This window comes from Citrobacter sp. RHBSTW-00524 (assembly GCF_013747755.1).
GTDB classification, from domain to species: Bacteria; Pseudomonadota; Gammaproteobacteria; order Enterobacterales; family Enterobacteriaceae; genus Citrobacter; species Citrobacter braakii.
Genome location: NZ_CP056421.1, coordinates 4,139,358 through 4,163,499 on the forward strand (window position 1 = coordinate 4,139,358; position 24,142 = coordinate 4,163,499).

Sequence of the window (24,142 nt, forward strand, 5' to 3'; positions counted from 1 at the left end):
AACGACAAAATATAAAACTACTAAAACCATAAGGATAACATATTATTGTTACTCATGCTGCCCGACAAACCATTAACGTACGTCGCAGATCTCTGATCGCATAGACATTTTTGGCGATATGGATGATCTTATAATAAAAAATTTCCTGTCGTGACATGAGTTGTTCGGTAACGTCATCAGGAACATTATCATTTTTATTTTTAACAATAGCTACACGACGGGTCTGCAGGTAACCATCACGATCTTTACCAATAAAATTCAGGATAACATTACGATCTACAGCATAATTTTTACCCTGAATATTGAGGCTTCCTATCTGAGATACCCGCCCTTCGGTAGCAGAAGAAATACGAAAAACCAGCAGAACTTCACCTTCAATTTTTACCCCCTGAGTTTGCGCCTCCAGATGCAGGTAAGTTTTTGCCGAGCAGGTCAGCGTCTCAGGTTCTTGATGGCGATATAAAAAATATGCTGTTATCGCTGCAAGAAAGATTGGGTGATGCTGCCAACTTACTGATTTAGTGTATGATGGTGTTTTTGAGGTGCTCCAGTGGCTTCTGTTTCTATCAGCTGTCCCTCCTGTTCAGCTACTGACGGGGTGGTGCGTAACGGCAAAAGCACCGCCGGACATCAGCGCTATCTCTGCTCTCACTGCCGTAAAACATGGCAACTGCAGTTCACTTACACCGCTTCTCAACCCGGTACGCACCAGAAAATCATTGATATGGCCATGAATGGCGTTGGATGCCGGGCAACCGCCCGCATTATGGGCGTTGGCCTCAACACGATTTTCCGCCATTTAAAAAACTCAGGCCGCAGTCGGTAACCTCGCGCATACAGCCGGGCAGTGACGTCATCGTCTGCGCGGAAATGGACGAACAGTGGGGATACGTCGGGGCTAAATCGCGCCAGCGCTGGCTGTTTTACGCGTATGACAGGCTCCGGAAGACGGTTGTGGCGCACGTATTCGGTGAACGCACTCTGGCCACACTGGAGCGTCTTCTGAGCCTGCTGTCGGCCTTTGAGGTCGTGGTATGGATGACGGATGGCTGGCCGCTGTATGAATCCCGCCTGAAGGGAAAGCTGCACGTTATCAGCAAGCGTTACACTCAGCGCATTGAGCGACATAACCTGAATCTGAGACAACATCTGGCAAGGCTGGGACGGAAGTCACTGTCGTTCTCAAAATCGGTGGAGCTGCATGACAAGGTCATCGGGCATTATCTGAACATAAAACACTATCATTAAGTTGGAGTCATTACCGAAAGATTGCCCCACTAATAAACAAAATTTTCACATTCACGGACAACCCCTCCTTTCTCTAACGTACAAATCCCAAGCAAATTCACTCTAAGATCATTGCCGGCTGATAAATTATTATCGTCATAAAAAACAATTGTTTTCTTGCCATCATGACAAGCCGCATTTACTTTTCGCCACATATCAGAAGATAAAAATGCTTTCGTTTTATCAGCATTATTGTCATCGGCAGTATAAAGTTCACAATCATCTATTGCCCTGATATAGATAAAATTTTTGGAACTTGAATTAAGTGCTAAAAATATAAAAATAGCGCTTCCAAGAAATGCAAATAATAAAATGAACAGAATAATGTTTTTACGTTTTGGTCTTACGGATGAGTTCACCGTCTCAGTTACCGAACGCACAGTTTCATCTTCACAGGAAGATGACGATTCATCGCTGATCGAAGCATGGAACAAAAATCCCTGCCGGGGCAGCGTTTCAATGGGATTACCCGCCCCCAGCTCACTAAATGCTTTTCGCAAAATACTGATGCTTTTATTAAGACTATGACCCGATGGGGCCATGCCATGCTTTTTCCACACTTCTTCAATGATAAACTCGCGGTGGACTTGTTGATTTTTATGGGCAATGAATAGCTCAAGTAGTCTCGCGGTAGACGCCGAAAGAATTATTGTCGTATCGCGATGTTTCAGGCTTTTTCTGGTGGAATCATACTCAACCTGTTCATTAATTATACTGTTCATACTACCTGACTCTTAATTACCGTGACGTTGAGTGCAAATGACTAAAATTTCATCTGTGCCGAGCTGATCACTGCATTGTATAAAGATAGTTACAGTATAGGTTCGATATCTAACCATGACATATCGGATCAGACTTAATGCTTACTATTGATTGAGTTTGAAGCACCCCTGACCTACTGGTATGTATTTCTGCAATGCAACGATAAATTTCCGGTTTTTTGATTTCAATTCGCTACTACGCCAGGTTTCACCCGGCAACACATAACGCATGGTGGCTTCATCATCAGTTGAGTTGCACCCCAGATGTACGATGATTTTAAAAAAAGTATTCCCTGTGTTTTTCAGTGTTCCGTTTGCCTCATCAATGGTGTAGGCCAGATTCATTTTTCTCGGGCGAACAACCAATATGGTGTCCATAGCGATCACCGGGAGAGCCTGCCCTCCTTTCCCTTGATTACGCTCGGTAAACAGCGTTATCGGCATTTCACGAAACAGAATTCGGTAATAGCGTTCTTTATCATCCTGCGGTCCACGGTAGAAAATCTTAAAAAACTCACTCGCCTGCGGAGCCAGTGAAAAATTCAGCGGCGTAAACAGAAGTTCGCCTTCAGCAATGGCACTTCTGTTTTCACCTCCCGGTCCAGGCTTATCAATTTTTACTGCGCCAATACTGTACAAATTCTGTTTCTGGCTATCGTTATAGATCCGTTTGCTGATAAATGATTTATCCGATGGCATCTCATAAATGGTCGACTCCAGGTAGACAGCCTGTGCGGAGAATATAGTCAACCCGGAAAGTAAGATAAATACCCATCTAAACACCAAACGGCAGCGGTTCATGGCGTCACTCCCACCCAATTCGCCGTGACTATTATCTCTCCACTGGCACTGACGACACCTTCCCAATCTGTTCCGGAAACAGTTAACATCGAACGTGAATCATTCATTGGGAAAAGCAATTTCAAATCAGTAGCATAATAGCTTCCATCATCATTGTTATTTGCGTCCCAGGGCGTCTGTTGCCACTGCGCATCGCTCATATTGATTGCTGCTTCACTACAGCTATTTCGTTTCTTCACCACGCCCCCCGACTGACTGTTGTACTGCAGAAAGGCGGGGATTGGGACTGACAGCCCGCCTTGAGGGGAGGTAAACAGACAGTAAGGCACACTGTTTATCGTCGTACTTTCTCCGATAACTTGCGCGGTAATGCTATCAGCCTGACGAGGACCGGAGACTGTCACGGTGTAATCTATTTCTATAGGAGCGGCGTCGCCAATCGTGCCACTGCCGCTCGCAGAAGCGGTGTTGTCTGAAGAGACGATACTGATCCCATACTCCTTCGGCACAATATTGATCTGTAGCGAAGGCGTAAACTGGTAGTGCCCTGACTCAGGTGTTAAGCCATTATAAAAACCGAAAGTAAACGGTTGAGTGTTAGTAATGCTGATTCCTGAATCGACGAGTTTTTTCAGGAACACTTTTGACAGAAAAATATATATGTACTCTCCAGAGGTCGTGAAAACGTTGTAATAAGCAGTTGAAGTACCATAGTTATACCAGTTTGAACCATTCCCGGAGTATTTCACGGTGGCCGGTCCAGGCGTAAAACCAAGCATCGCCGTGTCGACATAAGCGCGAAACGTCAGAGAGGCGGTCAGATTGGCGGTTTGTTGCAGGTTATAATTTACCATTTTGCAAATCACGCCGTCTTCGCCGTTAACCACGCCAAGCTCGCAATAACCAGTGTCTTTGGTGATGCTCGGCGTACCGTCGCTGGCAACCCAAAGCTCCTGAAATGCATTAGTCGATACCAGTGACAGATGACCACGTTTGGTTAACGTATAATTGACGTAATTCCATAATCCTTTCGATTGATCTTTGCAACGTTGCCCGGAAGAATAATCATAATCCACGGAAGTATAACAACGGTTGAACACATAGGTTTCGCTGCTACCGGTAGGCACATTGCGAAAGTACTCATAGGCAGTATCCGTCAGGGAAGCGAATCCGTAGGCGCCACCAATAACACCTGCGATAGATCCCACCTGCGCATGATAAAAACCGTTTTTATCAGTGCCTTGCCCGGCAATAAATCCAGTTGATGGACACTGGCTGCCGCTATAACAACGGATCCCCCGAAAAGGCCCGTTAATCGGGGAATTATCAATCCACATGTCCTGATAATAATTTCCTGGCGCAGTCCAGATGACAAAACCTAAATACCCGAGACTTACCTGAGAGGTACCGTATTTTATCCACGTGTTTGAACCGCTGAAACGAGGGTCGAGTGCGGAGGGGGTGATAAAGTATTCACTATCAATGGCATTTTCAATAAACAAATAGTTATTACTGACTGAGCCGGAAGATACTGCATTTAAAGCCAAAGCAGGCGCAGGCGTGAAACTCCCCACGGCACAGATTACAGTAGCTACTTTAATTAATACTTTCATTTTATTACCTCTGCGCCATCGTGGTTTGCGTGGAACATTTCACATCACCAACCCACGCTGCGCCGCGTGCTTTTTCCAAATCGAGATCGGCTTCGCATAGGCTGCCATTGGCTGAAATTAACGTGATGACCGGATATTTCTTATCGATATCGATAGCAAACTCCCCTTTTTCATCCGTACGCGTTTTACCGATGTGATTATGAATATCGGTGTTTGCAGCCAACTGCCCATCGGGATAACGAATACGCCCGAATACGGTGACCATACTTTTCACTTCAGGGTTGATAACACCCACGTTACCCGGATATAGCGTCAGTTCCTGTTTGCGCCCTGAAACAATATCAAAGCTGTCTTCAGAGTTTTTATCATTGAGGATCTCCAGCTTGTACTGAGCATAAGGCGGCAGTGCAATGAAATTTGATTTACCGCTGAGAAGATAATTTCGGTTATTAATCTTCGCAGCCAGTTTCCCTTCGCCGGTCAAATCGGTTTTCACAATAATGCCTGACCTTTGCCTCTCTTTACTCAGACCGAAATCTTTTCCTGCCCACGCCAGGGAACCTTGAGAAGAGAAGTTCATATTGGTGGAGTTGTCCGCGGAACGCGTTACCGATACGGTGCCGGTGTTATATTTCGTGTCATAACTCAGATTGCCGTTTACCGAATAATTATTGTCGTAATACTGCTCGCCACTCAGGCGTGTCGAAGCCGACAATCCGACCGATTTAATGGGGCCTTCAGCATACTGCTTGCGCGCGCTGAGATTACCCTGAGTGCTGCCATAGCGATCCCGGGAGACGCCCATGCTCATCCAGGACGCCAACGGCAACGATAAATCCAGGCTGACATAACGTTCCTGTCGCCCATCGTCATTCCGGTTGTTGTAGTAATAACGCTGAATACCTGCGCGCAACCCAACCGTGGCATACTTGCCTGAATAAAGGTTCGTGCTGTAGTCCAGGTTACGGTATTTATTTCCCGAGTAGCGATTCTCCGTCTGACTCACGGTAAGCGAGCCGCCATGAGGAATAAACTTTCCGAGGTTAAGAGTGCCACCAATGGAATAATTGTCACGCTCCTGCATGGGCAGACGGTCGCCAATTTTACTGTCTTCACGAGATGCCCAAAGGGAACCATATCCCTCGGGGATATTGAGATTGATATTACTGATGTTTCGCCATGACGAATCGTTCGCTACCAGCGTCTGATTGCCAATGCTTACGTATTCGTTCACATTGAGTGTGACATCCGTTTCATTAACCGCATTGTTGCCAAAACCGTAGAGCGTAGATTTCAGGCCCAGCCCCGACAATATCGCCAGCGTCACCGATGCGGCACCGCCGGCAATCCAGGTCTGCTCATTGCCTAAATCCTGATAGTGGTTTCGCTTATAGCTCACACGGTCATAATCCAGTGAGCCACCAAACAGTTGCCATGAGAGCTGATCAATTCCAGCTGCCTGCTGGCGGGCAAAGATTTTACTAACCCGACTGATACGACTATTAATTGTCCGGCCATTGACCACGATATCTACCGTGACATCATAAACACCATACGGGAAACGACTGGTATCAATTTCATAACTGCCCATATTAAAGTTCTGTACGCTGAGCAAACGCCCGTCACGAAATACATGAACCTCGCCAGCGGCTGGCAAAAATACGGTAATTGGCGTGAGCGAAAGCGAGGTATTCTCAACAACCGTACTTCCTTTGTTTCCGTAGCTTACGCCGTAAATTTTCCCACCATTCAGCGCATTCAGGCTGGCAATAGACTGGACATTCCAGGTGTCGAGCATCCCGAGCGCCAGTCGATATCCGTCATAATCACGCTCATACATCGCGCGATAGAGTTTACTGGTGCTGTTGCTGTCGCCTATGCCGTAAAACGAACCGTTAATGTTGACATGGTGTTCACGCAGCGATGTTGTATTGTCCATCGTCAGATAGCTGCGGGTACTGCTGCCGTTATGATAATCGTTGTAGTAGGTGCCAAAGTTATAGTTCAGGACGTTAGAGAGAGTCTCCACGCTGGAAGGTCCAAGCAGGCTGCTGCGTGCGACAATCGCTTCAGTTAACGCATCTTTGCTGACAATCATCTCCAGGTGAAATGAAGAGACGTTGAGTTGCAGACGTGCATCATTCGATAGCTCGATGTTGGTGTTATCGTGAAACTTCACATCACGAATTTTTTCCACCAACGCGCGGGTTTTTCCAGATAACACGGCATTATTGGGCAATTCAGCAAGAGTCAGGGCTTTAACCGTAATATTGCCATCAACAAGGGAAATCACCGCATCGGCAACTTTTTGCTGACTTTTCTCATCAGTCTCGTTGTAACGAATATATACCGGCACCGTCATTCCCTGCTCCAGTGAACGGGCGAAAGCGCTGGGGATAACATAATTACCCACTTTTACTGGGGCTGCATGTGAAAATCCTGGTGTCAGCGCAAGAAAAAGACAAATGCTACCGCCGACAATATTTGTTGTTGTCATCTGCATCCTTACATTCCGGTAATTTTATTTATCCCTGCTATTGACCATCACTTCACTGTAATAAACTGCTTACCGTGCCAGATACCGATGCGTGAACGGCTATTACTAATGTCGGTAAACTGTAATTTTATTTTTGTACCCGGCATAATGTAATAACGTTCGCGACAGCCTCGTCCCCGATCGCGAGCCTTATCTTTACAAGCCCCATAGGCGATCACACGAAACGATACATTGCCGGTATTAGTAATAACATCGCCATTTCGGCTATATTCAAAACGCTCCTTGCGCGGTGCGACTACCAGGATAGTGCCAATTTCAGCCGACGCTGTTGCAACAGCCATTTTATTCGCCCGGGTTTCCGCGCTCTCGGTGACCGGCTCATCTATCCATTGCAGACGATAATAACGCTCGACATCATCTGCAGGTCCTTTATAAAAGAAACGAAATACATCCTTCGCCTGGCCAGGAAGAATAAGATTGGCAGGTGTAGAGAGTAATTCTCCGGAATTAACGGGCTTTATTTCGATTCCCCCCGCCAAAGGTGATGACAATTGTTTTACCGAAACACTGACATAACGCGCCGCATCTGTCGTATTGATAATTTCTTTCGATAATGAACTCTCAGCAGAAGTCATGATCGATGTGATTTCACCAACATTAATTGCCCATCCGGGAAAAGATGCTACTAACCCTACCAACATCGCTGCCGGTAAATATTTTTTCATGACACCATTCCTGATAAATTCGGGAGAAAAAATTCTCCCGAATTTTTTATTACTTAGGCAGACGGAGTCGTCCAGGTTGCATTGAACTGTACTTTTACATCGCCAGTCCAATAGCCGTCTGGCAGTGCAGAGTAATCTGCTACTGTCTGACTACCATCAGAAGTCGCTGACGCGATGGTGAATTTGAAGTTGGATTGATCGCTGACACGATCGGCACCGTTATAAGCGCCATCAGCCATCAAGCTTTCAAGACCAGAAGTGGAGCTGGAGTTAACAAGGACAGTATCTGATGAATTAGTCAGCGCAGTGCCATTCCATGCCACCCCTACGTTCAGGGTAGAAGCATCACCACTGGCGTTGATCAGAGTGTTACTAATAATCTGAGCAGTCAGTTCAAAATCAGTAGCCGTCTCCTGACCCTGAATCGTCACATCAAAAGCACCGTCCTGAGAGTTGAAGGCATTCAGCCCTTCAGCATACTGGAAAGTTAAAGAGTTCAGCGGGGTGACAACCAACATGCTGGTGGTATCTTTCGTTGCCGTCGCGTCCCACGAGGCTGTTGCAGAAGCAGTAACATCTGCCATTGCATTTGCTGCAACAAATACAGAAGCCAGAGATGTTACTAATAATATTTTTTTCATTTTATCTTCTCCTAAGAACAAACTCACCACCGAGTCTTATTATTAAGTCACTCCAGCGGTTCCATTAATTGCGAGCCAGAATTGCCGCGCCAAAAATTATCATTTGGATTAAGTAACATCTCAACAAACCCTGAAACGTAAAAATTACAAAAAACTAAGAATTTTCCTATAAAAAACATTATCTAAGAAGTTTCCTAAGATATAATTACTTAAAATACGTACATTTTTAGAATTATTATCCACACGAACAATAAAAACCAAACAATTCATCTTTTTTATGTTTTTGATAAATATCAAAAAGATCATACAAATAGCCCAGAAGTAAAACCCTTAAAAAACATAAAGATAATTAACACCCACATACTCCCTCTATAATGCTTATTATTTGTTGCAATTATGCTAATTTTTTAACTTCACAAGAAAATTCTCATGAAATATTTATTTAAGGGGGAATATTCTTATAAAAATAGCGCTGACCTGTAGGATTATCATTCGAATTGATAATTATTCCACATAAATAAAACCAGGAATTTTCCATATAAAATGAATATTCCTGGAATATCAAGAGATAAATAACGCACGGCAAAGATAGGGTTAGCTGAAACCTTTTAATCCCAAATAACTATTAATTGTTACCGTACGGACCCGATGTAAGCTAATCAACTTTTGATGTTCGAGGGATTTTAATGAGCGGCTAACGGTTTCAATTTTAAGATCGAGATAACTGGCAATTTCCTCCCGCGAGAATGGCAAGCGAAGCGTCGTTTCAGGCCTGCCAATACGTAAATGCATTTCGTAAAACTCCACGAGGAAAGCAGCGATTCTGGCCTCAGCATGTTTATTCGCATAACGCCGTAGTTTTTCAACAATGAATCCATTGTCCCTGCAGAGAAACTTGATGACTGCCGCTGCAACCGACGGCTCGTTTTCTGCTGCCTTGAACAACCGCGCAATATCGATATGACATACCTCCGCAGCCGTTGCAGCCTTGATCGTTGTCAGATACTTACCCCCTTCAACAGCATCCAGCGCCATGATGTCTCCCGGAACATAAAAGCGACTGATAAAATCGTTCTCACCACATTCCACGCTGGACGTGCAGTACCCCTCGTGAATAACAAAAAGCATGTCTGCGGCTTCATCCTGCCGGGCGAGTATCTCCCCCGCTTTAAACTTCCTTCTTTTGTCTATTAATCGGTATTGATTATCACGATCAATCGCCGCTCCCTTTGGACACAGTGAACAATGGCGGGGGGGAAACGGGTTGCCGAGTGGCACAACAGGAATGCTATGTTTGTGAATATCCGATTTCACGCAACTACTCCTCATAAAAATGAGACTGATTCTAATAGATTGGACCATAGGAACAATACGTGAGCCGCAGACCCAGAAAATTCATGCTGGTAGGGAAAATTCTGTGATACGTCGCCTTTTCGACGCCGGGGAGCACATGGCTAAAAACCAGACTGATGCGGATGATGATAAAACACAGGATAGAAAACAAATGCGGTAGCGGGGTAAAGAGTAGAATTAACCGGGCAATGCCTTAACAGACCTGAAAAGCATAGACCTATTATGGCATCGCCCGTTTTCAATTACGCACGAATCGTGTCGTCACCGAAGCCAACCCACTTATAGGTGGTCAGTGCTTCCAGACCCATTGGGCCACGCGCGTGCAGTTTTTGCGTACTCACAGCCACTTCCGCCCCCAGTCCGAACTGGCCGCCATCGGTAAAACGAGTAGAGGCGTTAACGTACACGGCAGAAGAGTCCACTTCATTCACGAAACGATCGGCATTACGCAGGGTGCGCGTCAGGATGGCATCGGAATGCTGGGTCCCATGCTCGCGAATGTGGGTGATAGCATCGTCCAGATCGGTAACGATTTTCACGTTCAGATCCAACGACAGAAACTCGTCGTCATACTCTTCGGCTTTCACCGCAACCACGTTAGCGGGCCCTGCCTGCAATGTGGCCAGCGCGGTGTCGTCGGCATGCAGCGTGACGCCGCTTTGTGCCATCTGCTGGCTCAGCGCAGGCAGAAAACGCGCAGCGATATCCTGATGCACCAGCAGGGTTTCTACGGTGTTACAGGTGCTCGGACGCTGGGTTTTGGCGTTGACGATAATCTTCAGCGCCGGGTCGATCTCCGCGCTATCATCAACATAAATATGACAGACCCCAATGCCGCCGGTGATGACCGGGATAGTCGACTGCTCACGGCACAGCTTATGCAGACCCGCGCCACCGCGAGGGATCAGCATATCAATGTACTTATCCATACGCAGCATTTCAGCGACCAGCGCGCGGTCCGGGTTATCTATCGACTGCACGGCTGCAGCGGGTAAACCACAGGCTTCCAGCGCCTTTTGGATAACCGCCACGGTTGCAGCATTCGTCCGGTACGTCTCTTTCCCACCGCGCAGGATCGCCGCATTACCGGTTTTCAGGCACAGGGAAGCCACGTCAACGGTGACATTTGGACGCGCTTCATAAATCACGCCAATCACGCCCAGCGGAACGCGACGACGTTCGAGACGCAGGCCGCTATCCAGCAGACCGCCGTCAATCACCAGCCCGACCGGGTCGGCGAGATTACATACCTGACGCACATCGTCGGCAATCGCTTTCAGACGCGCCGGAGTCAGCGCCAGGCGGTCGAGCATTGCTTCGCTCAGGCCGTTGGCTCGCGCTTGCTCAACATCTTGTACGTTCGCGCTGAGGATGCTTTCCGTTTGCGCTTCCAGCTCATCAGCTATCGTTTCCAGTACGCGGTTTTTTTCGCGACTGGAGAGCAGCGCCAGCTTGTATGACGCAGCTTTGGCAGCAATGCCCATTTGTTCCAGCATATGCCTGTTCCTTAACGGGTAATCATGTCGTCGCGATGGACAGCAACCGGACCGTATTCGTAGCCCAGGATGGTGTCGATCTGTTGTGAGTGATGTCCGGCAATACGGCGCAGCGCATCGCTGTTATAGCGGGTAACGCCGTGGGCAATATCGCGCCCTTCGAGATTGCAGATGCGGATCACTTCACCACGAGAGAAGTTGCCTGTCACGCTTTTAATGCCTTTTGGCAGTAATGAACTGCCACGCTCCAGAATCGCTGCGGTCGCACCCTCATCAACGGTAATTTCCCCGGCAGGCGGTGCGCCGAAGATCCAGCGTTTACGGTTCTCCAGCGGAGAGGCCTGTGCATGGAAACGCGTCCCAACGGAAACCCCTTCCATCACGTCGCCAATTACGCCCGGCTTGCTGCCTGCGGCAATAATGGTGTCAATCCCGGCACGGCATGCAACATCAGCGGCCTGCAGTTTAGTCCCCATACCACCGGTTCCCAGACCCGAGACGCTATCACCGGCAATGGCGCGCAGCGCATCATCAATACCGTGAACGTCTTTGATCAGCTCAGCCTGCGGGTTGGTGCGCGGATCGGCGGTAAACAGCCCTTGCTGATCGGTCAGCAGCAGCAGCTTATCGGCCCCGGCCAGAATCGCCGCCAGCGCTGAAAGGTTGTCGTTATCACCGACTTTAATTTCGGCGGTCGCTACGGCGTCGTTCTCATTAATGACAGGAACGATGTTGTTATCCAGCAGCGCGCGTAGCGTATCGCGGGCGTTAAGGAAGCGCTCTCTGTCTTCCATATCCGCACGCGTTAGCAGCATCTGTCCGATGTGAATACCGTAAATCGAGAACAACTGTTCCCACAGTTGAATCAATCGGCTCTGCCCTACCGCCGCCAACAGCTGTTTCGAGGCTATCGTTGCCGGGAGCTCAGGGTATCCCAGATGCTCACGTCCGGCGGCAATCGCGCCCGAGGTAACGATAACAATACGATGCCCTGCGGCATGGAGCTGCGCGCACTGGCGAACCAGTTCTACGATGTGGGCGCGGTTCAGGCGGCGCGATCCGCCCGTTAACACACTGGTGCCAAGTTTTACCACCAGCGTCTGGCTGTCACTCATGATTCTCTGCCATTCAAAATTGGGGAAAATGATATCAAACGAACGTTTTAGCAGGACTGGCCCCGGTTGCCAACAACCAGCGCACAAAGCATGAAATTTTATTGCGCAGGATCAGCAAGCGTAGCGGCAGATTTTGACGCATTTATTACAGAAACAAAAAAACATCCTTTTTTAAAAATATTCTTACTTTGTCATAAAACGTTCATTACCAGACGTTAAAAACCCTCCTGTCTTTTAACGGGGATCACACCCAGTGAATATTAGCGCGTACTTTTAATCAGGAATGAAAATGAAAAAGAGCACTCTGGCATTAGTGGTGATGGGTATTACTGCGTCGGCATCCGTACAGGCAGCGGAAGTGTATAACAAGAACGGTAATAAACTGGACCTGTACGGCAAAGTAAAAGCCATGCATTACATGACGGATTATGACAGCAAAGACGGCGACCAGAGCTATATCCGTTTAGGTTTTAAAGGCGAAACGCAAATTAACGATGAACTGACGGGATATGGCCGCTGGGAAGCAGAGTTCGCCGGCAATAAAGCCGAAAGCGACTCAAACCAGCAAAAAACCCGTCTGGCCTTTGCCGGTCTGAAATTAAAAAACCTTGGCTCGTTTGATTACGGTCGTAACCTCGGCGCGCTGTACGACGTGGAAGCGTGGACCGATATGTTCCCGGAATTCGGCGGCGACTCCTCCGCGCAGACCGATAACTTTATGACCAAACGCGCCAGCGGCCTGGCGACCTACCGTAACACCGACTTCTTCGGCGTCGTGGATGGTCTGGATCTCACCCTGCAATACCAGGGGAAAAATCAGGACCGTGATGTGAAAAAACAAAACGGCGACGGTTTTGGTACTTCCGTTACCTATGACTTTGGCGGCAGCGATTTCGCGGTGAGCGGTGCGTATACCAACTCCGATCGTACCAACCAGCAGAATCTGCAAACGCGCGGGACTGGCGATAAAGCAGAAGCCTGGGCGACCGGTTTAAAATATGATGCTAACGATATTTATATTGCGACGTTCTATTCTGAAACGCGCAATATGACGCCAATTTCCGGCGGCTTCGCCAATAAAACACAGAACTTCGAAGCGGTAGTTCAGTACCAGTTTGACTTTGGTCTGCGTCCGTCACTGGGTTATGTGCTGTCAAAAGGGAAAGATATTGAAGGCGTAGGCAATGAGGATCTGGTGAATTATATCGACGTTGGCGCAACATACTATTTCAACAAAAATATGTCCGCGTTTGTCGATTATAAAATCAACCAGCTCGATAGCGACAATAAACTGGGCATCAACAATGATGATATCGTTGCTGTCGGTATGGTTTATCAGTTCTGATGTAGCATAAAAAAATGCCGGATGGGTTGCGCCGCCATCCGGCATTTTACTGTTCATTATGCCGTTAATTTAACCGGTTCATCGTTAAAATCGTCAGCAGGCTCCAGCGCCAGATTCAGCGACGTTAACAACCCACGTAATTTTTCATGAAATTCACGTAAGGTGTATTCCAGTCGCTCTACCACTTCAGTCTCTTTCACCGGCACCGCAGTCCAGTTCCCGTCTTTATCGAACAAGCCAAACTGGTAGCTGTACGTGAAGCGTTTTTCCTGCGCCTCCAGTTCCATCCACCAGCCCCAAAACTCGCGTTTCTCTGGGGCGGGTTTCACATTGACGCAAACAGCCAGACAATCGAAAAAAAACCGATTATCTTCGCACTGCCCTTCCCGGATGTACGGGCCAAGCGCGGTGAATTTCTTGATCAATCTACTTTTCGGATGCCCACTCGGTAACGTCATTACGATCTCCTTAGGTGAAGCACCTGTTTTACCAAATCGATAAAATTTAGCAAACTTTTAACACAATCTCTGATTGATCCAACCGGTTATTTCCTGCAGCCCTTTGTCAAAATTGCGATACACCGGGTTGAATGGAATCTCCAGCAACTTACCGTCAGAAGATGAAGATGTGATTAAACGCGACTCCTCTTCCGGGCTAAACGGATCGTTTTTCCAGAACCCCGACAGCATTGGCGTCGGGCAGCGTCGGCCCAGCAGACCCTGCACTTTTAATGAATAGCGATTAAGCTCAACGCGCAACGCTTCATCGGATGCGTCGTGCATCCCTAAACGACTGGCCAGAACGTCAAGGTACATTTCCGGGACGCTTGCCTGGCGCTGCGGGTCGCTAAGCAGCGCATGAACCACCGGCCCCAAACAGGCCACCGCCTTCAGACGTGATGATTCCAGATACGCAAGGCGTACCGCTACGTTGGCGCCAAAGCGGAAGCCGAAGGCCGCCACACGGGTGTGATCCACCCATGGAACATTCGGCAGCGCTTTTAATACGTGCTGGTGCAGCAGGCTGGAGTCCTGGGTCAGTTTCCATTTTGACGAGAACCCGACCGACGGCATATCCAGCGTCAGCATGGCAATACCGCGCGGGGCAAAGTAGCGCTCATACAGAGTGTAATAATCCGTTTGCATGGAATCGAGGCCACCGCACATCAGCACCGTAGGGAACGGACCGTCGCCTTTTGGCATATGCAGGAAGCCGGTAATCGGCGCGCCGCCGGTAACGGCAAATTCCATCTCACGCAGCGTGCCCGGCAGACGCTGTGCGGCCTCTTCATAGGCGCGATTGGCCAGAGCCTGCGCCTGCTCTGCCAGCTCATCGCCTTTTAAGTGCGGATAAGCGGCGATGTTGTAGAGCGTGGAAGCATGCAGCCAGTGGCGTCCGCTCACCTGCGGATCCTCTTCCATAGAGGCTTTCTGTTGCCAGTCCATCGCCTGCTTCGCCCACTCGTAAATCCAGTTTCCGCCGCGATAGCCGATAACCGTGTCGTAAAGCTCTTTATCGGTGCGTTCGGCTTCGCTCATGACGATACGTGCCTGCACTTCGAGGATTTCGCGCGGATCGACGCCACGCCAGATCCACATCAGGCGGTTCACCATGCGGTACCAGTGCGGGATGGTTTTGCCATCCAGGGTCGATTGTACGGACGGCTGCGCGCCGTGATTAAAACGACGAACCAGCGTTGACGTTTCAGGGTGTTTGAAGCGGGGTTTAAACAGGACTTCGCTGAGGTTAGCCTGTGACATGATTGCAGCCTCCATGAGTACTCACTAAGGCATAGTGTAACCTGACACAGCACAAAAAGAACAACGCCCGACAGTGCGGGCGTTGAAAACTTTTTAGATTAGCGACCCGAGATCGGCGGAACGAACACTACGCCCATATCCCACGGCTGCTCAATCCAGGTATCCTGAGGGATATCAACAACATAATCATTCACCAGCGGGCGACCTGCCGGCTTAGCGAAAATAGTGACGAAATGCGCTTTAGGGTACATTTCGCGGATCGCTACGGCGGTACCACCGGTGTCAACCAGGTCATCAATTACGATGAAACCTTCACCGTCGCCTTCGGCACGCTTCAGCACTTTCAGTTCGCGCTGGTTGTCGTGATCGTAGCTGGAGATGCATACGGTATCGACATGACGAATACCCAATTCACGCGCCAGCAATGCGCCCGGCACCAGACCACCACGGCTAACGGCAATAATGCCTTTCCATTGTTCAGAAGGCATCAGGCGGCTTGCCAGTTTACGTGCATGGATCTGCAACATGTCCCAGGTGACGACGTATTTTTCGCTCATGTGAAGTGTCCCAGCCTGTTTATCTACGGCTTAAAAAGTGTTCGAGGGGGAAATAGGTTGCGCGAGATTATAGAGATCTGACGCACTAAAAACCAGTGTTTCGCGGAATCCGCGCCTCTTTTTGCATGCTTTATGCTAGCCGTCAGCGGAGAAAGTGGTATTCTCAATCGCATCGCGCAAGCCTGACTTGTGATGTTTTTAATTCTGCTAACCCTGTGGCCTGCAAGCAAGTTTTGTAGGACATCGCCAAGGAGACTCAACGTGTCTGAACTGTCTCAGTTATCCCCGCAACCACTGTGGGATATTTTTGCCAAAATCTGTTCTATTCCTCATCCGTCCTACCATGAAGAGCAGCTCGCTGAACACATTCTGAGCTGGGCCCAAGAGAAAGGTTTCCACGTCGAGCGCGATCAGGTCGGTAATATCCTGATTCGCAAACCCGCTACCGCAGGAATGGAAAACCGCAAGCCGGTCGTTCTGCAAGCGCACCTGGATATGGTCCCGCAGAAAAATAACGACACCGTGCACGACTTCACTAAAGATCCTATCCAGCCTTATATTGACGGCGAATGGGTAAAAGCCCGTGGTACCACGCTGGGTGCGGATAACGGCATCGGCATGGCGTCCGCACTGGCCGTTCTGGCTGATGACAACGTGGTGCACGGTCCGCTCGAAGTGCTGCTGACCATGACCGAAGAAGCAGGTATGGATGGCGCGTTTGGTCTGCAGGCTAACTGGCTGCAGGCAGATATCCTGATCAACACCGACTCTGAAGAAGAAGGTGAGATCTATATGGGTTGCGCAGGCGGTATCGACTTTACCTCTAACCTGCCGCTGTCCCGTGAAGCAATCCCGGCTGGCTTCCAGAGCTTTAAGCTGACGTTGAAAGGCCTGAAAGGCGGTCACTCCGGTGGCGAAATCCACGTTGGTCTCGGTAACGCTAACAAGCTGCTGGTACGCTTCCTGGCGGGTCACGCTGAAGAGCTGGATCTGCGTCTGGTTGATTTCAACGGCGGTACGCTGCGCAACGCAATTCCGCGTGAAGCCTTTGCCACCCTCGCCGTGGCGGCAGATAAAGTTGATGCGTTAAAAGCGCTGGTCAACACCTACCAGGAAATCCTGAAAAACGAACTGGAAGCCAAAGAGAAGAACCTGGCTCTGCTGCTGGATGCCGTTACTCACGACAAAGCCGCGCTGACCACTCAGTCTCGCGACAGCTTCGTACGTCTGCTGAACGCCACCCCGAACGGTGTTATCCGCAACTCCGACGTAGCCAAAGGCGTGGTTGAAACCTCCCTGAACGTCGGCGTTGTAACCATGACTGACGACAACGTTGAAATTCACTGCCTGATCCGTTCCCTGATCGACAGCGGTAAAGACTACGTGGTAAGCATGCTGGATTCACTGGGTAAACTGGCTGGCGCGAAAACCCAGGCCAAAGGCGGATACCCTGGCTGGCAGCCGGATGCTAACTCTCCGGTTATGCACCTGGTTCGCGAAACCTACCAGCGTCTGTTCAACAAAACGCCAAACATCCAGATCATTCACGCCGGTCTGGAATGTGGCCTGTTCAAGAAACCGTATCCGGAAATGGACATGGTTTCCATCGGGCCAACCATCACCGGTCCGCACTCCCCGGATGAGCAGGTTCATATCGAAAGCGTTGGTCACTACTGGACGCTGCTGACTGAACTGCTGAAGTCGATTCCGGCGAAGTAAGATTCTGCGCTAAGTGCCGGATAGCGCTGCGCTTATCCGGCAATCCATCAGAGTCACAGCCCCAACAGCAGCTGTCTTTCCAGTTGGGGATCCAGCAGCGTGACGTGTAATCCCACCAGCCTCACGCCTCGCCCTCCCCGACGTTCTTCCCAGGTTTTACGCGCCGTCGCAATTAAGTCATCTTTATTTAAGCGCGGCCAGACGTGCTCCTGCGTGGTCTGCTGAAAATCATTAAACTTGAGTTTTATCCCCTGGCGAGCGATAAGGAGATCCGGCTTTACCTTGGCCAGACGCCGTTCCAGTTCGGGATAAAGCCGCTCAATAATCGCCTCACACTCTGACCACTCATGAATATCTTCCGCCAGCGTGCGCTCCACGCCGACGGATTTGCGCAGTCTGTCGTTGTTAACGTCCCGCTCGTCAATGCCCTGGCTTCGCTCCCACAGCACGCGACCAAACTTACCAAAACGTTTGAGCAGCATTGCCAGGTCGTATTTTTGAACATCCTCGCAGGTACGCAATCCCATTGATTCCAGCTTCGCGGCGGAGACTTTGCCGACGCCGGGAATTTTGCCGAGCGGTAACGTTTTGAGAAATTCAGGAACATCGGCAGGGGTAATCACATATTGCCCGTTGGGCTTGTTGAGATCGGAGGCTATTTTTGCCAGAAATTTAACCGGCGCAATCCCGGCGGAGGCGGTTAGCTGCAGCTCGTTAAAAATCGTCTGGCGGATCTCCTGGGCGATCAGCGTGGCAGAACCGTGGCAGTGGGTGCTGTCGGTTACATCCAGATAGGCTTCATCCAGCGACAGGGGTTCAATCAGCGAGGTATAGCGGGAGAAAATCGCCTGAATCTGGCGGGAGGCTTCTTTGTAGGCCTCGTAGCGACCGGGTAATAAGGTAAGATGCGGGCATAGCTTTAACGCCATTCCCGTTGGCATCGCGCTACGCACGCCAAATTTGCGCGCCGGGTAATTGGCTGTACTGATAACCCCCCGGCGCTCCCGGCTGCCGCCGATGGCAATGGGAATGTCACGCAGAGCGGGGTTATCGCGCATTTCCACCGCTGCGAAAAAGCAGTCCATATCAACATGTATGATTTTGCGCATTACTCGCCTCCCACAACACTGTTTAAGTATACAGTATTTTTATAGTGTGAGAAGTATGATTATTCCTTACGCCGGACCATTCATGACGAAGCGGGCATCGCACAGGTAACGCACAATATCCTTTTTCGAATGTTCTGCGGGATTACCCGCCGTACTGACAAACAGTTTATTCACTTTGCGAACATTTGCCCGCAGCAGTTTTTCGATTGTCATCAGCCGGAAGGCATCATTTTCAACGCAGAAAAGTTCGTAGTCGCCCAGACGTTCACCACAAATTTCACAGTGATTCATCCAGTAACGTAGCCCGGTGGTTTTACTTTTATCGAGGTAGTAATTGCTGGCTTTGATGTTCTTTTTTATCTCTTCAGGCAGAGAATTAATGTGGAACAAAAAGCTGTTACGCCTGACCGACTGCCAGCCCTGACCATCCTGATTTTTCTTAATAAAGCGGGTAAACATCACGCCATGGATGCGGGTAATTTGGTGGCAACTCCAGCAGTGCATCTTCGAGGTAATCACCAGATAGTACGGCGCGACAATATTAAAATTGTCGGTGTCGTAGACATAGTCACGAAGCGCCCCGTTTAGCTCGTGGGGTTCGGTGTACCAGATACCTGAGACCTTGTCGAAATGCGCCCCCTGACAGGCTACATCGGTGACGTTATCAGTATGAATCTCCAATGGAATAATATGGGTTACATCTATCACATTGCCTTCCTGAGGAATAAATTGCCCCCACGTTGCGTGGGGGACGGGAACAGAATTAATGAGTGACGTGAGCAGATTGTTGACGTAAAGAAGTCACCTGCTTTTGCTTGTCCAGCTTATCCACCAGCGGTTGCACAACCTTCTCTCCCTGCTGGCCAAAATATTGATACAACGTATCGGAAGCGCTTTGCGTCAGCACCATGATCTCAATGCGACGGTTCCCGGCACTTTCCGGATTTTTCGCATCCAGCAGCATTTGGTCCGCCATCGCGCTGACCTGCATGACTTTATTCTGCGGCATTCCGGCATCCTCCAGCACGCGTCGCGCCGACAAAGCGCGGTCGCCGGAGAGGTTCCAGTTGTTGTAAATGTTACTCTTATAGCTCATCGCATCTGTATGCCCGGTGATGATTATCTTGTTATCCAGCGAGTCAAACACGGGAGTCAGTTCAACCAACAGCGATTTAAAGAACGGCATAATCCTGGCGCTACCGCGCTCAAACATATTGCGATTCTGGTCATCTTTAATCAGTACGCGCAGCCCCTGAGGAACAATCTCCATCTCGAGGTTAGTTTCCATATGCGCATTGCGGGCGATAACGTTAATGTCGGTCGCCAGTTCGCCCAATTCGCGGGCTGATTTTTGTTTCAGCAGCACCGCTTTTTCATTCACATCCAGCGCCTTTTTCGCGTTCTCTTCCGTAATTTTCGCCGTCTCCTGCGGGTTGACGGTTTTATCGAGTTTGTTGCGCGTGACGTTTTTCTTCTGCGCTCCCGGCGCTATCGGCTGCTTGCCCAGCTTATTTAACGGCGCCATACCGCCACCGTTAAAGATTGACTGACCATGCAGCGCCGCCACGATATTTTCGCGGTCAGCTTTACTGACGCTGTTCACAATCCACAACGTCATAAACAACGCCATCATCGCCAGCGTAAAGTCAGCAAATGCCACCTTCCACGCTCCCCCATGATGACCTGCATGATTCTTTTTGATTTGTCGGCGGATAATGGTGGTTTTCGCGCCGCGATCGCGACGATTTGGCCCCTTCCTCATGCTTATTCTTGCTCCAGCATCGCATTCACCCACGCATCCAGATTGGCGAATGTGGGTTTGGAAGCCAGATGAAGAAGTTTACGTCCCGCATCAACCGCCAGCAGCGTCGGCTTACCGCCCGCTTGCGCCACCAGCACGGTACGTACACATTCGAGCAGCGAATGTTCCGCCCGCGCCTGCTGTTCCATGGCGTTTGCCAGCGGATCCATCACGCAATAACAGATGAAGACCCCTAAGAATGTCCCCACCAGCGCCGCCGCCACTTTCAGGCCGATAAGCGCAATGGAACCATCGATTGACTGCATGGTGATGATGATACCCAGCACCGCCGCGCAAATGCCGAAGCCAGGCATCGCCTCGGCGGTACGCTGCAGGGAGCGCGAAGGGGTTAACAGCGATTCTTCCGCGGTATCCAGTTCCTGATCGAGGATCCCTTCCAGCTCGTGGGCATCAATTTTCCCCATCGCCATCAGACGGAAATTATCGGCGATAAAGGTCACCAGTCGTTTCTGGGTCAGTACCAGCGGGTATTTCTGGAAAATGGTACTCTCTTCCGGCTGTTCGATATGCTGATCCAACATACGCAGACCGCCGTTTTGCACCATTTCCAGCAGTTCATACAGGCACATCAGCAGCTGACGCTGGAACTCCGGCCCCATTTTCTTTTTGCTGACCACGCCTTTGATCTGGTGAGCAATCTCTTTAAGCACATGCATTGGGTTACCGATAATCATCGCCCCCAGACCGGCCCCCACGATAATAATAATTTCTGCCGGCTGCCAGATAGCAATTAACTGTCCGCCAGCCTCAAAGTAGCCACCAAATACGCAGCCTAAAACCACCAATAAACCAAAAATCTTTTGCATTACGTCCTCCGCATGTTGATTCGGAATTGTTAATCTGGATATAAACAATCACGAATCTTGTGCGTGATTTTTTTATTCATTTGACAAATTCGAGCTTCAGTCAGCCCTAATACCAGCGCGATTTCTTTTAAATTCATATCGTGCTGGTAATACATTGAGAGCACCAGCCCCTCCTTTTCGCTGAGTTGGCTCAGGGCATAACCCAGCATTTCCTGCGTGACGAATTGTTCTTCAAGCCCCCGCCCTTCGAGCGGCGCAATCGGTATATCGCCATTCAGTAATTCATCCAGGCTGGCCAGCGACTCGGCACCTTCCAGCTGTTGATATTCCTGATAATCTTCAGACGACAAACCCAACCGGGAAAGCTCTTCCCATGAGGGTTCATGCCCGAGCTGAGTACGCGCATCACGAATCAAATCTTTAATCTGATGGTATTTTTGTCGTAGCTGACGAGGCCGCCAGTCGAGGCTGCGCAGCTCATCGAGAATGGCTCCGCGGATACGATGGACGGCATAACCGGCAAAGCCCTCATCCGGTTGACCATAGCGGCGAATCGCATTCAGCAATCCCATCAGCGCCGTTTGCTCCATATCCTGCCTGTCCATAACGCAGGTACATTGCGGCGCAAGTTGACGCACCACTTTGCGCACCAAAGGAAGATAAGCCTGTAAATAATGGCTCTCTTGCTTTGGCGTTAGCACGGGCGTCGCATTAAAATCTTCTGACTCGTAAGCATCCTGGATCATGTTATTTCCTGGCTTGTCGCTTATTGAAACACGACTTTTTTCACCAATATGTCCTTATACGGTGTCGCCATTTTGCGTTTCGCTAATTCAATTTTCAGATTTTCAAAAACTTTCTTTCTGATATCGGAGATCTTCAGCGCCCGAATCTCTTCATATTTCATATTCGAGAGTTCATCTACCGTAATACTTTGATAGAGCGGTTCGTCTTTCTTAATTTTTTCAGCGTCTTTCTCTGAATCAACGACCATTACCAGCTCTGCCACCATGTATCGGTCTGTCCCTTCACTATCATGAAGCGTAACCACCGTTTCCGGCAGAGAGACAAATATGCTGCTGCTCTCATCCTGATTTTCTTCGGGTATCTCAGCGGGTTTTGCTGCCTTAGCTGTCGCACCTTTATTCATAAAATGATAAATACCCCATCCAGCCCCACCAGCAATACCCAGAGCAACGACAGAGCTGATCACACACGCAATAACAATTTTCTTCATCTTGCTTTTACACTTTGATCAGAACGGATTCGTTCTGTTGAAATTGAGGTTCGTCGTTAAGCGTTAGCGCCGACGTCACCTCGTCCTGTTGATGGCCTGACTGCTGTTGTTGCTGTTGCGATTGTCCCTCGGAAGAGACCTGAACATTCACTTCCATGAAGTTCTGCGCCGTGAGGTGCTGGCGTAAGTTCTCGCTAAATTGCTGCAACGAGCGGCAGACATCGCTCTGATTTGCGCCGATGTGCACCATCAGCTTTCCTGCGTCCAGCTGCACGGCAATTTCCAGTTTGCCCAGCGATGGCGGGTCTAGACGAATGGTCGACACCTGCTGTTGCTGACCCAACTGGAACTGAATTCTGTCTTTGAGCAGCGCGGTGAGCTTCTCGCCGAGCTCCTCTGTTGACAGCGTGGTAGGCGCGGAAACTTGCGTCGACACCACGTTGTGGTCGCTCAGGGCATTTACCGGCTGAGTTCCCTGCGCCGCCGTATTGAGTAAACTTTGCGACGCAAGCGATGGGTTAACCGTTACGCTATCCGTTTTTCTCACCGCCATCGGGCGAGAAACGGCGTGATCCGCTGACTTCACCCGGGCGGAAATTTGCTGTGAGGTCGAAAGCGAGACAGGTTCAGGCGCGATCGCGCGCAGATCCTGGGCGGAGAATGTCGCCAGTTTGGCCTGCTGATCCGGGGTTGCCTGGGGCAAATTCTCGGTGATCGATGCCAGTAACGTTTGCAGCTTTGGCGACAGTGACGATAAATCCGTGGCGTGCTGCTCAGCCGACGGCATGGATTGTTTTTCTTGCCCGGCCATCGCGCTCGCCAGTTGACGCAAAAGCGCAGACCCCGCCCCCGTAGTTTGCGCCTGCGTCAGCATTTTCAGCATCTCACCGTCAGGCTGCTTCTGCGCCGCCGCAGGCGTTAACGGCTGTGCCGGTTGCGCCAGTAACATCGCCAGCAATGCCTGCATGGCCGCAGGATCTGCATCATCGCGTTGATGCTCAGGCAACGACGCCTGCTGTTGGTTTATTTTTGCGCCGATCAAACGTTCAGCCACCGCGTTAAGCCCGGCCTGCGGTAAAGAAAACGTGCTGCCGCTCGTTGACGTTGTTGGGGCCGAAATAGCCGCTTTTTCCGGTGTGGCCTCTGCCAACGCACTAGCCGAGGCCAGTAATACAGGATTCATGCCTTCTCCGAAATTAAATTAACCATTGAGTACGCCAACATTCCTTCCTGGTTTTGCTGATGTTGATCCATGCGCGCTTTGAGTTCTTCCGCACGCTGTGTTCGTCGGGCAATCAGCACCTCAAACGCCGCATGCAGGATGTCTTTGACCTCTCGCAACGCGGTGGCATCGGTTTCCCAGGCGGCATAGTCATGAAAAACGCGCATCACCTGCTGATGCAGGCCGGGTAATCGGCGCCAACGCTTTCGATCCAGCGCCTCGTTCATCTCTTTTACCAGGGCATAAAGCTGCTGTTGCTGACGCTCTCTTTCCATC

Annotated in this window: 24 protein-coding genes; 3 read left to right on the top strand and 21 right to left on the bottom strand. The window is 49.7% G+C overall.

The window, feature by feature from the left end; all coding sequences use genetic code 11:
- Positions 1-52: 52 nt before the first annotated feature.
- Positions 53-493, bottom strand: coding sequence for a hypothetical protein (locus tag HV229_RS26525; protein WP_346655017.1), 441 nt, complete (start codon positions 491-493; stop codon positions 53-55).
- 57 nt (positions 494-550) lie between these two features.
- Between HV229_RS26525 and HV229_RS19985 the strand changes: the two genes are divergently transcribed.
- Positions 551-1,248 (top strand): IS1 family transposase gene (locus HV229_RS19985; protein ID WP_223335778.1). Its coding sequence is split into 2 segments (ribosomal slippage): positions 551-800 and positions 800-1,248, totalling 699 coding nucleotides; the frame shifts between segments, so codons are not numbered across the junction.
- A 29-nt stretch (positions 1,249-1,277) separates the two neighbouring features.
- Here the strand turns inward: HV229_RS19985 and HV229_RS19990 are convergent.
- The 9 genes from HV229_RS19990 to proB form a co-directional block, all read right to left on the bottom strand.
- Positions 1,278-2,009: a winged helix-turn-helix domain-containing protein gene (locus tag HV229_RS19990; RefSeq protein WP_049042188.1), complete on the bottom strand. Its 732-nt coding sequence runs from the start codon at positions 2,007-2,009 to the stop codon at positions 1,278-1,280.
- 144 nt (positions 2,010-2,153) lie between these two features.
- Entirely contained in the window at positions 2,154-2,849 is a 696-nt protein-coding gene (locus tag HV229_RS19995) for a fimbria/pilus periplasmic chaperone (protein ID WP_047417050.1), read from the bottom strand.
- Positions 2,846-4,462, bottom strand: a complete 1,617-nt coding sequence (locus HV229_RS20000; protein WP_181546225.1) for a fimbrial protein — start codon at positions 4,460-4,462, stop codon at positions 2,846-2,848. Before HV229_RS20000 ends, HV229_RS19995 begins: the two co-directional genes overlap by 4 nt.
- Positions 4,463-4,466: 4 nt before the next feature.
- On the bottom strand, positions 4,467-6,959 hold the full coding sequence (locus tag HV229_RS20005; RefSeq protein ID WP_181546226.1) for a CS1-pili formation C-terminal domain-containing protein: 2,493 nt from the start codon (positions 6,957-6,959) through the stop codon (positions 4,467-4,469).
- A gap of 47 nt (positions 6,960-7,006) precedes the next feature.
- Positions 7,007-7,684, bottom strand: a complete 678-nt coding sequence (locus HV229_RS20010) for a hypothetical protein (protein ID WP_046276284.1) — start codon at positions 7,682-7,684, stop codon at positions 7,007-7,009.
- A gap of 53 nt (positions 7,685-7,737) precedes the next feature.
- On the bottom strand, positions 7,738-8,325 hold the full coding sequence (locus tag HV229_RS20015; protein WP_046276283.1) for a common pilus major fimbrillin subunit EcpA: 588 nt from the start codon (positions 8,323-8,325) through the stop codon (positions 7,738-7,740).
- A 594-nt stretch (positions 8,326-8,919) separates the two neighbouring features.
- Complete coding sequence (locus tag HV229_RS20020) at positions 8,920-9,639, bottom strand: Crp/Fnr family transcriptional regulator (protein ID WP_181546228.1); 720 nt, start codon at positions 9,637-9,639, stop codon at positions 8,920-8,922.
- Between the two features lie 281 nt (positions 9,640-9,920).
- The gene (proA, locus tag HV229_RS20025) at positions 9,921-11,174 is read right to left on the bottom strand and encodes a glutamate-5-semialdehyde dehydrogenase (protein WP_181546230.1); all 1,254 of its coding nucleotides are present in this window, start codon (positions 11,172-11,174) and stop codon (positions 9,921-9,923) included.
- A gap of 11 nt (positions 11,175-11,185) precedes the next feature.
- Entirely contained in the window at positions 11,186-12,289 is a 1,104-nt protein-coding gene (proB, locus tag HV229_RS20030) for a glutamate 5-kinase (protein ID WP_003031373.1), read from the bottom strand.
- 289 nt (positions 12,290-12,578) lie between these two features.
- On the opposite strand from proB, the gene phoE reads away from it, so the two are divergent.
- A complete protein-coding gene (gene phoE, locus HV229_RS20035) occupies positions 12,579-13,634 on the top strand; it encodes a phosphoporin PhoE (RefSeq protein ID WP_016151867.1) in 1,056 nt (351 codons plus the stop codon).
- A 56-nt stretch (positions 13,635-13,690) separates the two neighbouring features.
- Here phoE and crl read toward each other — a convergent pair whose 3' ends face one another.
- The 3 genes from crl to gpt all read right to left on the bottom strand — a co-directional run bounded on the left by crl (position 13,691) and on the right by gpt (position 15,951).
- The gene (crl, locus tag HV229_RS20040) at positions 13,691-14,092 is read right to left on the bottom strand and encodes a sigma factor-binding protein Crl (protein WP_016151866.1); all 402 of its coding nucleotides are present in this window, start codon (positions 14,090-14,092) and stop codon (positions 13,691-13,693) included.
- Between the two features lie 57 nt (positions 14,093-14,149).
- Positions 14,150-15,394, bottom strand: coding sequence for an esterase FrsA (frsA, locus tag HV229_RS20045; RefSeq protein ID WP_016155767.1), 1,245 nt, complete (start codon positions 15,392-15,394; stop codon positions 14,150-14,152).
- 98 nt (positions 15,395-15,492) lie between these two features.
- Complete coding sequence (gene gpt, locus HV229_RS20050) at positions 15,493-15,951, bottom strand: xanthine phosphoribosyltransferase (RefSeq protein WP_003031380.1); 459 nt, start codon at positions 15,949-15,951, stop codon at positions 15,493-15,495.
- A 261-nt stretch (positions 15,952-16,212) separates the two neighbouring features.
- Between gpt and pepD the strand changes: the two genes are divergently transcribed.
- The gene (gene pepD, locus HV229_RS20055) at positions 16,213-17,670 is read left to right on the top strand and encodes a cytosol nonspecific dipeptidase (RefSeq protein ID WP_016151863.1); all 1,458 of its coding nucleotides are present in this window, start codon (positions 16,213-16,215) and stop codon (positions 17,668-17,670) included.
- Positions 17,671-17,723: 53 nt separating this feature from the next.
- On the opposite strand, the gene dinB is transcribed toward pepD, so the two are convergent.
- From dinB to HV229_RS20095, 8 genes are all read right to left on the bottom strand, one after another.
- Positions 17,724-18,779, bottom strand: a complete 1,056-nt coding sequence (gene dinB, locus HV229_RS20060; protein WP_016155765.1) for a DNA polymerase IV — start codon at positions 18,777-18,779, stop codon at positions 17,724-17,726.
- Positions 18,780-18,845: 66 nt separating this feature from the next.
- Entirely contained in the window at positions 18,846-19,487 is a 642-nt protein-coding gene (locus tag HV229_RS20065; protein WP_046275419.1) for a hypothetical protein, read from the bottom strand.
- 55 nt (positions 19,488-19,542) lie between these two features.
- Entirely contained in the window at positions 19,543-20,541 is a 999-nt protein-coding gene (gene lafU, locus HV229_RS20070) for a putative lateral flagellar export/assembly protein LafU (RefSeq protein ID WP_049040798.1), read from the bottom strand.
- 2 nt (positions 20,542-20,543) lie between these two features.
- Positions 20,544-21,407, bottom strand: a complete 864-nt coding sequence (motA, locus tag HV229_RS20075) for a flagellar motor stator protein MotA (RefSeq protein WP_016151859.1) — start codon at positions 21,405-21,407, stop codon at positions 20,544-20,546.
- A gap of 29 nt (positions 21,408-21,436) precedes the next feature.
- Entirely contained in the window at positions 21,437-22,153 is a 717-nt protein-coding gene (locus HV229_RS20080; RefSeq protein ID WP_046275416.1) for a FliA/WhiG family RNA polymerase sigma factor, read from the bottom strand.
- 20 nt (positions 22,154-22,173) lie between these two features.
- The gene (locus HV229_RS20085) at positions 22,174-22,644 is read right to left on the bottom strand and encodes a flagellar basal body-associated FliL family protein (RefSeq protein ID WP_047357630.1); all 471 of its coding nucleotides are present in this window, start codon (positions 22,642-22,644) and stop codon (positions 22,174-22,176) included.
- Between the two features lie 7 nt (positions 22,645-22,651).
- Positions 22,652-23,827: a flagellar hook-length control protein FliK gene (locus tag HV229_RS20090; protein WP_142417620.1), complete on the bottom strand. Its 1,176-nt coding sequence runs from the start codon at positions 23,825-23,827 to the stop codon at positions 22,652-22,654.
- Positions 23,824-24,141: a hypothetical protein gene (locus tag HV229_RS20095; protein WP_046275414.1), complete on the bottom strand. Its 318-nt coding sequence runs from the start codon at positions 24,139-24,141 to the stop codon at positions 23,824-23,826. Before HV229_RS20095 ends, HV229_RS20090 begins: the two co-directional genes overlap by 4 nt.
- Position 24,142 lies beyond the last annotated feature (1 nt).

Coding starts and splice junctions, on each gene's coding strand:
- HV229_RS19990 (WP_049042188.1), bottom strand. CDS start 2,009: ATGAACAGTATAATTAATGAACAGGTTGAGTATGATTCCACCAGAAAA.
- HV229_RS19995 (WP_047417050.1), bottom strand. CDS start 2,849: ATGAACCGCTGCCGTTTGGTGTTTAGATGGGTATTTATCTTACTTTCC.
- HV229_RS20000 (WP_181546225.1), bottom strand. CDS start 4,462: ATGAAAGTATTAATTAAAGTAGCTACTGTAATCTGTGCCGTGGGGAGT.
- HV229_RS20005 (WP_181546226.1), bottom strand. CDS start 6,959: ATGACAACAACAAATATTGTCGGCGGTAGCATTTGTCTTTTTCTTGCG.
- HV229_RS20010 (WP_046276284.1), bottom strand. CDS start 7,684: ATGAAAAAATATTTACCGGCAGCGATGTTGGTAGGGTTAGTAGCATCT.
- HV229_RS20015 (WP_046276283.1), bottom strand. CDS start 8,325: ATGAAAAAAATATTATTAGTAACATCTCTGGCTTCTGTATTTGTTGCA.
- proA (WP_181546230.1), bottom strand. CDS start 11,174: ATGCTGGAACAAATGGGCATTGCTGCCAAAGCTGCGTCATACAAGCTG.
- proB (WP_003031373.1), bottom strand. CDS start 12,289: ATGAGTGACAGCCAGACGCTGGTGGTAAAACTTGGCACCAGTGTGTTA.
- phoE (WP_016151867.1), top strand. CDS start 12,579: ATGAAAAAGAGCACTCTGGCATTAGTGGTGATGGGTATTACTGCGTCG.
- crl (WP_016151866.1), bottom strand. CDS start 14,092: ATGACGTTACCGAGTGGGCATCCGAAAAGTAGATTGATCAAGAAATTC.
- frsA (WP_016155767.1), bottom strand. CDS start 15,394: ATGTCACAGGCTAACCTCAGCGAAGTCCTGTTTAAACCCCGCTTCAAA.
- gpt (WP_003031380.1), bottom strand. CDS start 15,951: ATGAGCGAAAAATACGTCGTCACCTGGGACATGTTGCAGATCCATGCA.
- dinB (WP_016155765.1), bottom strand. CDS start 18,779: ATGCGCAAAATCATACATGTTGATATGGACTGCTTTTTCGCAGCGGTG.
- lafU (WP_049040798.1), bottom strand. CDS start 20,541: ATGAGGAAGGGGCCAAATCGTCGCGATCGCGGCGCGAAAACCACCATT.
- motA (WP_016151859.1), bottom strand. CDS start 21,407: ATGCAAAAGATTTTTGGTTTATTGGTGGTTTTAGGCTGCGTATTTGGT.
- HV229_RS20080 (WP_046275416.1), bottom strand. CDS start 22,153: ATGATCCAGGATGCTTACGAGTCAGAAGATTTTAATGCGACGCCCGTG.
- HV229_RS20085 (WP_047357630.1), bottom strand. CDS start 22,644: ATGAAGAAAATTGTTATTGCGTGTGTGATCAGCTCTGTCGTTGCTCTG.
- HV229_RS20090 (WP_142417620.1), bottom strand. CDS start 23,827: ATGAATCCTGTATTACTGGCCTCGGCTAGTGCGTTGGCAGAGGCCACA.
- HV229_RS20095 (WP_046275414.1), bottom strand. CDS start 24,141: ATGGAAAGAGAGCGTCAGCAACAGCAGCTTTATGCCCTGGTAAAAGAG.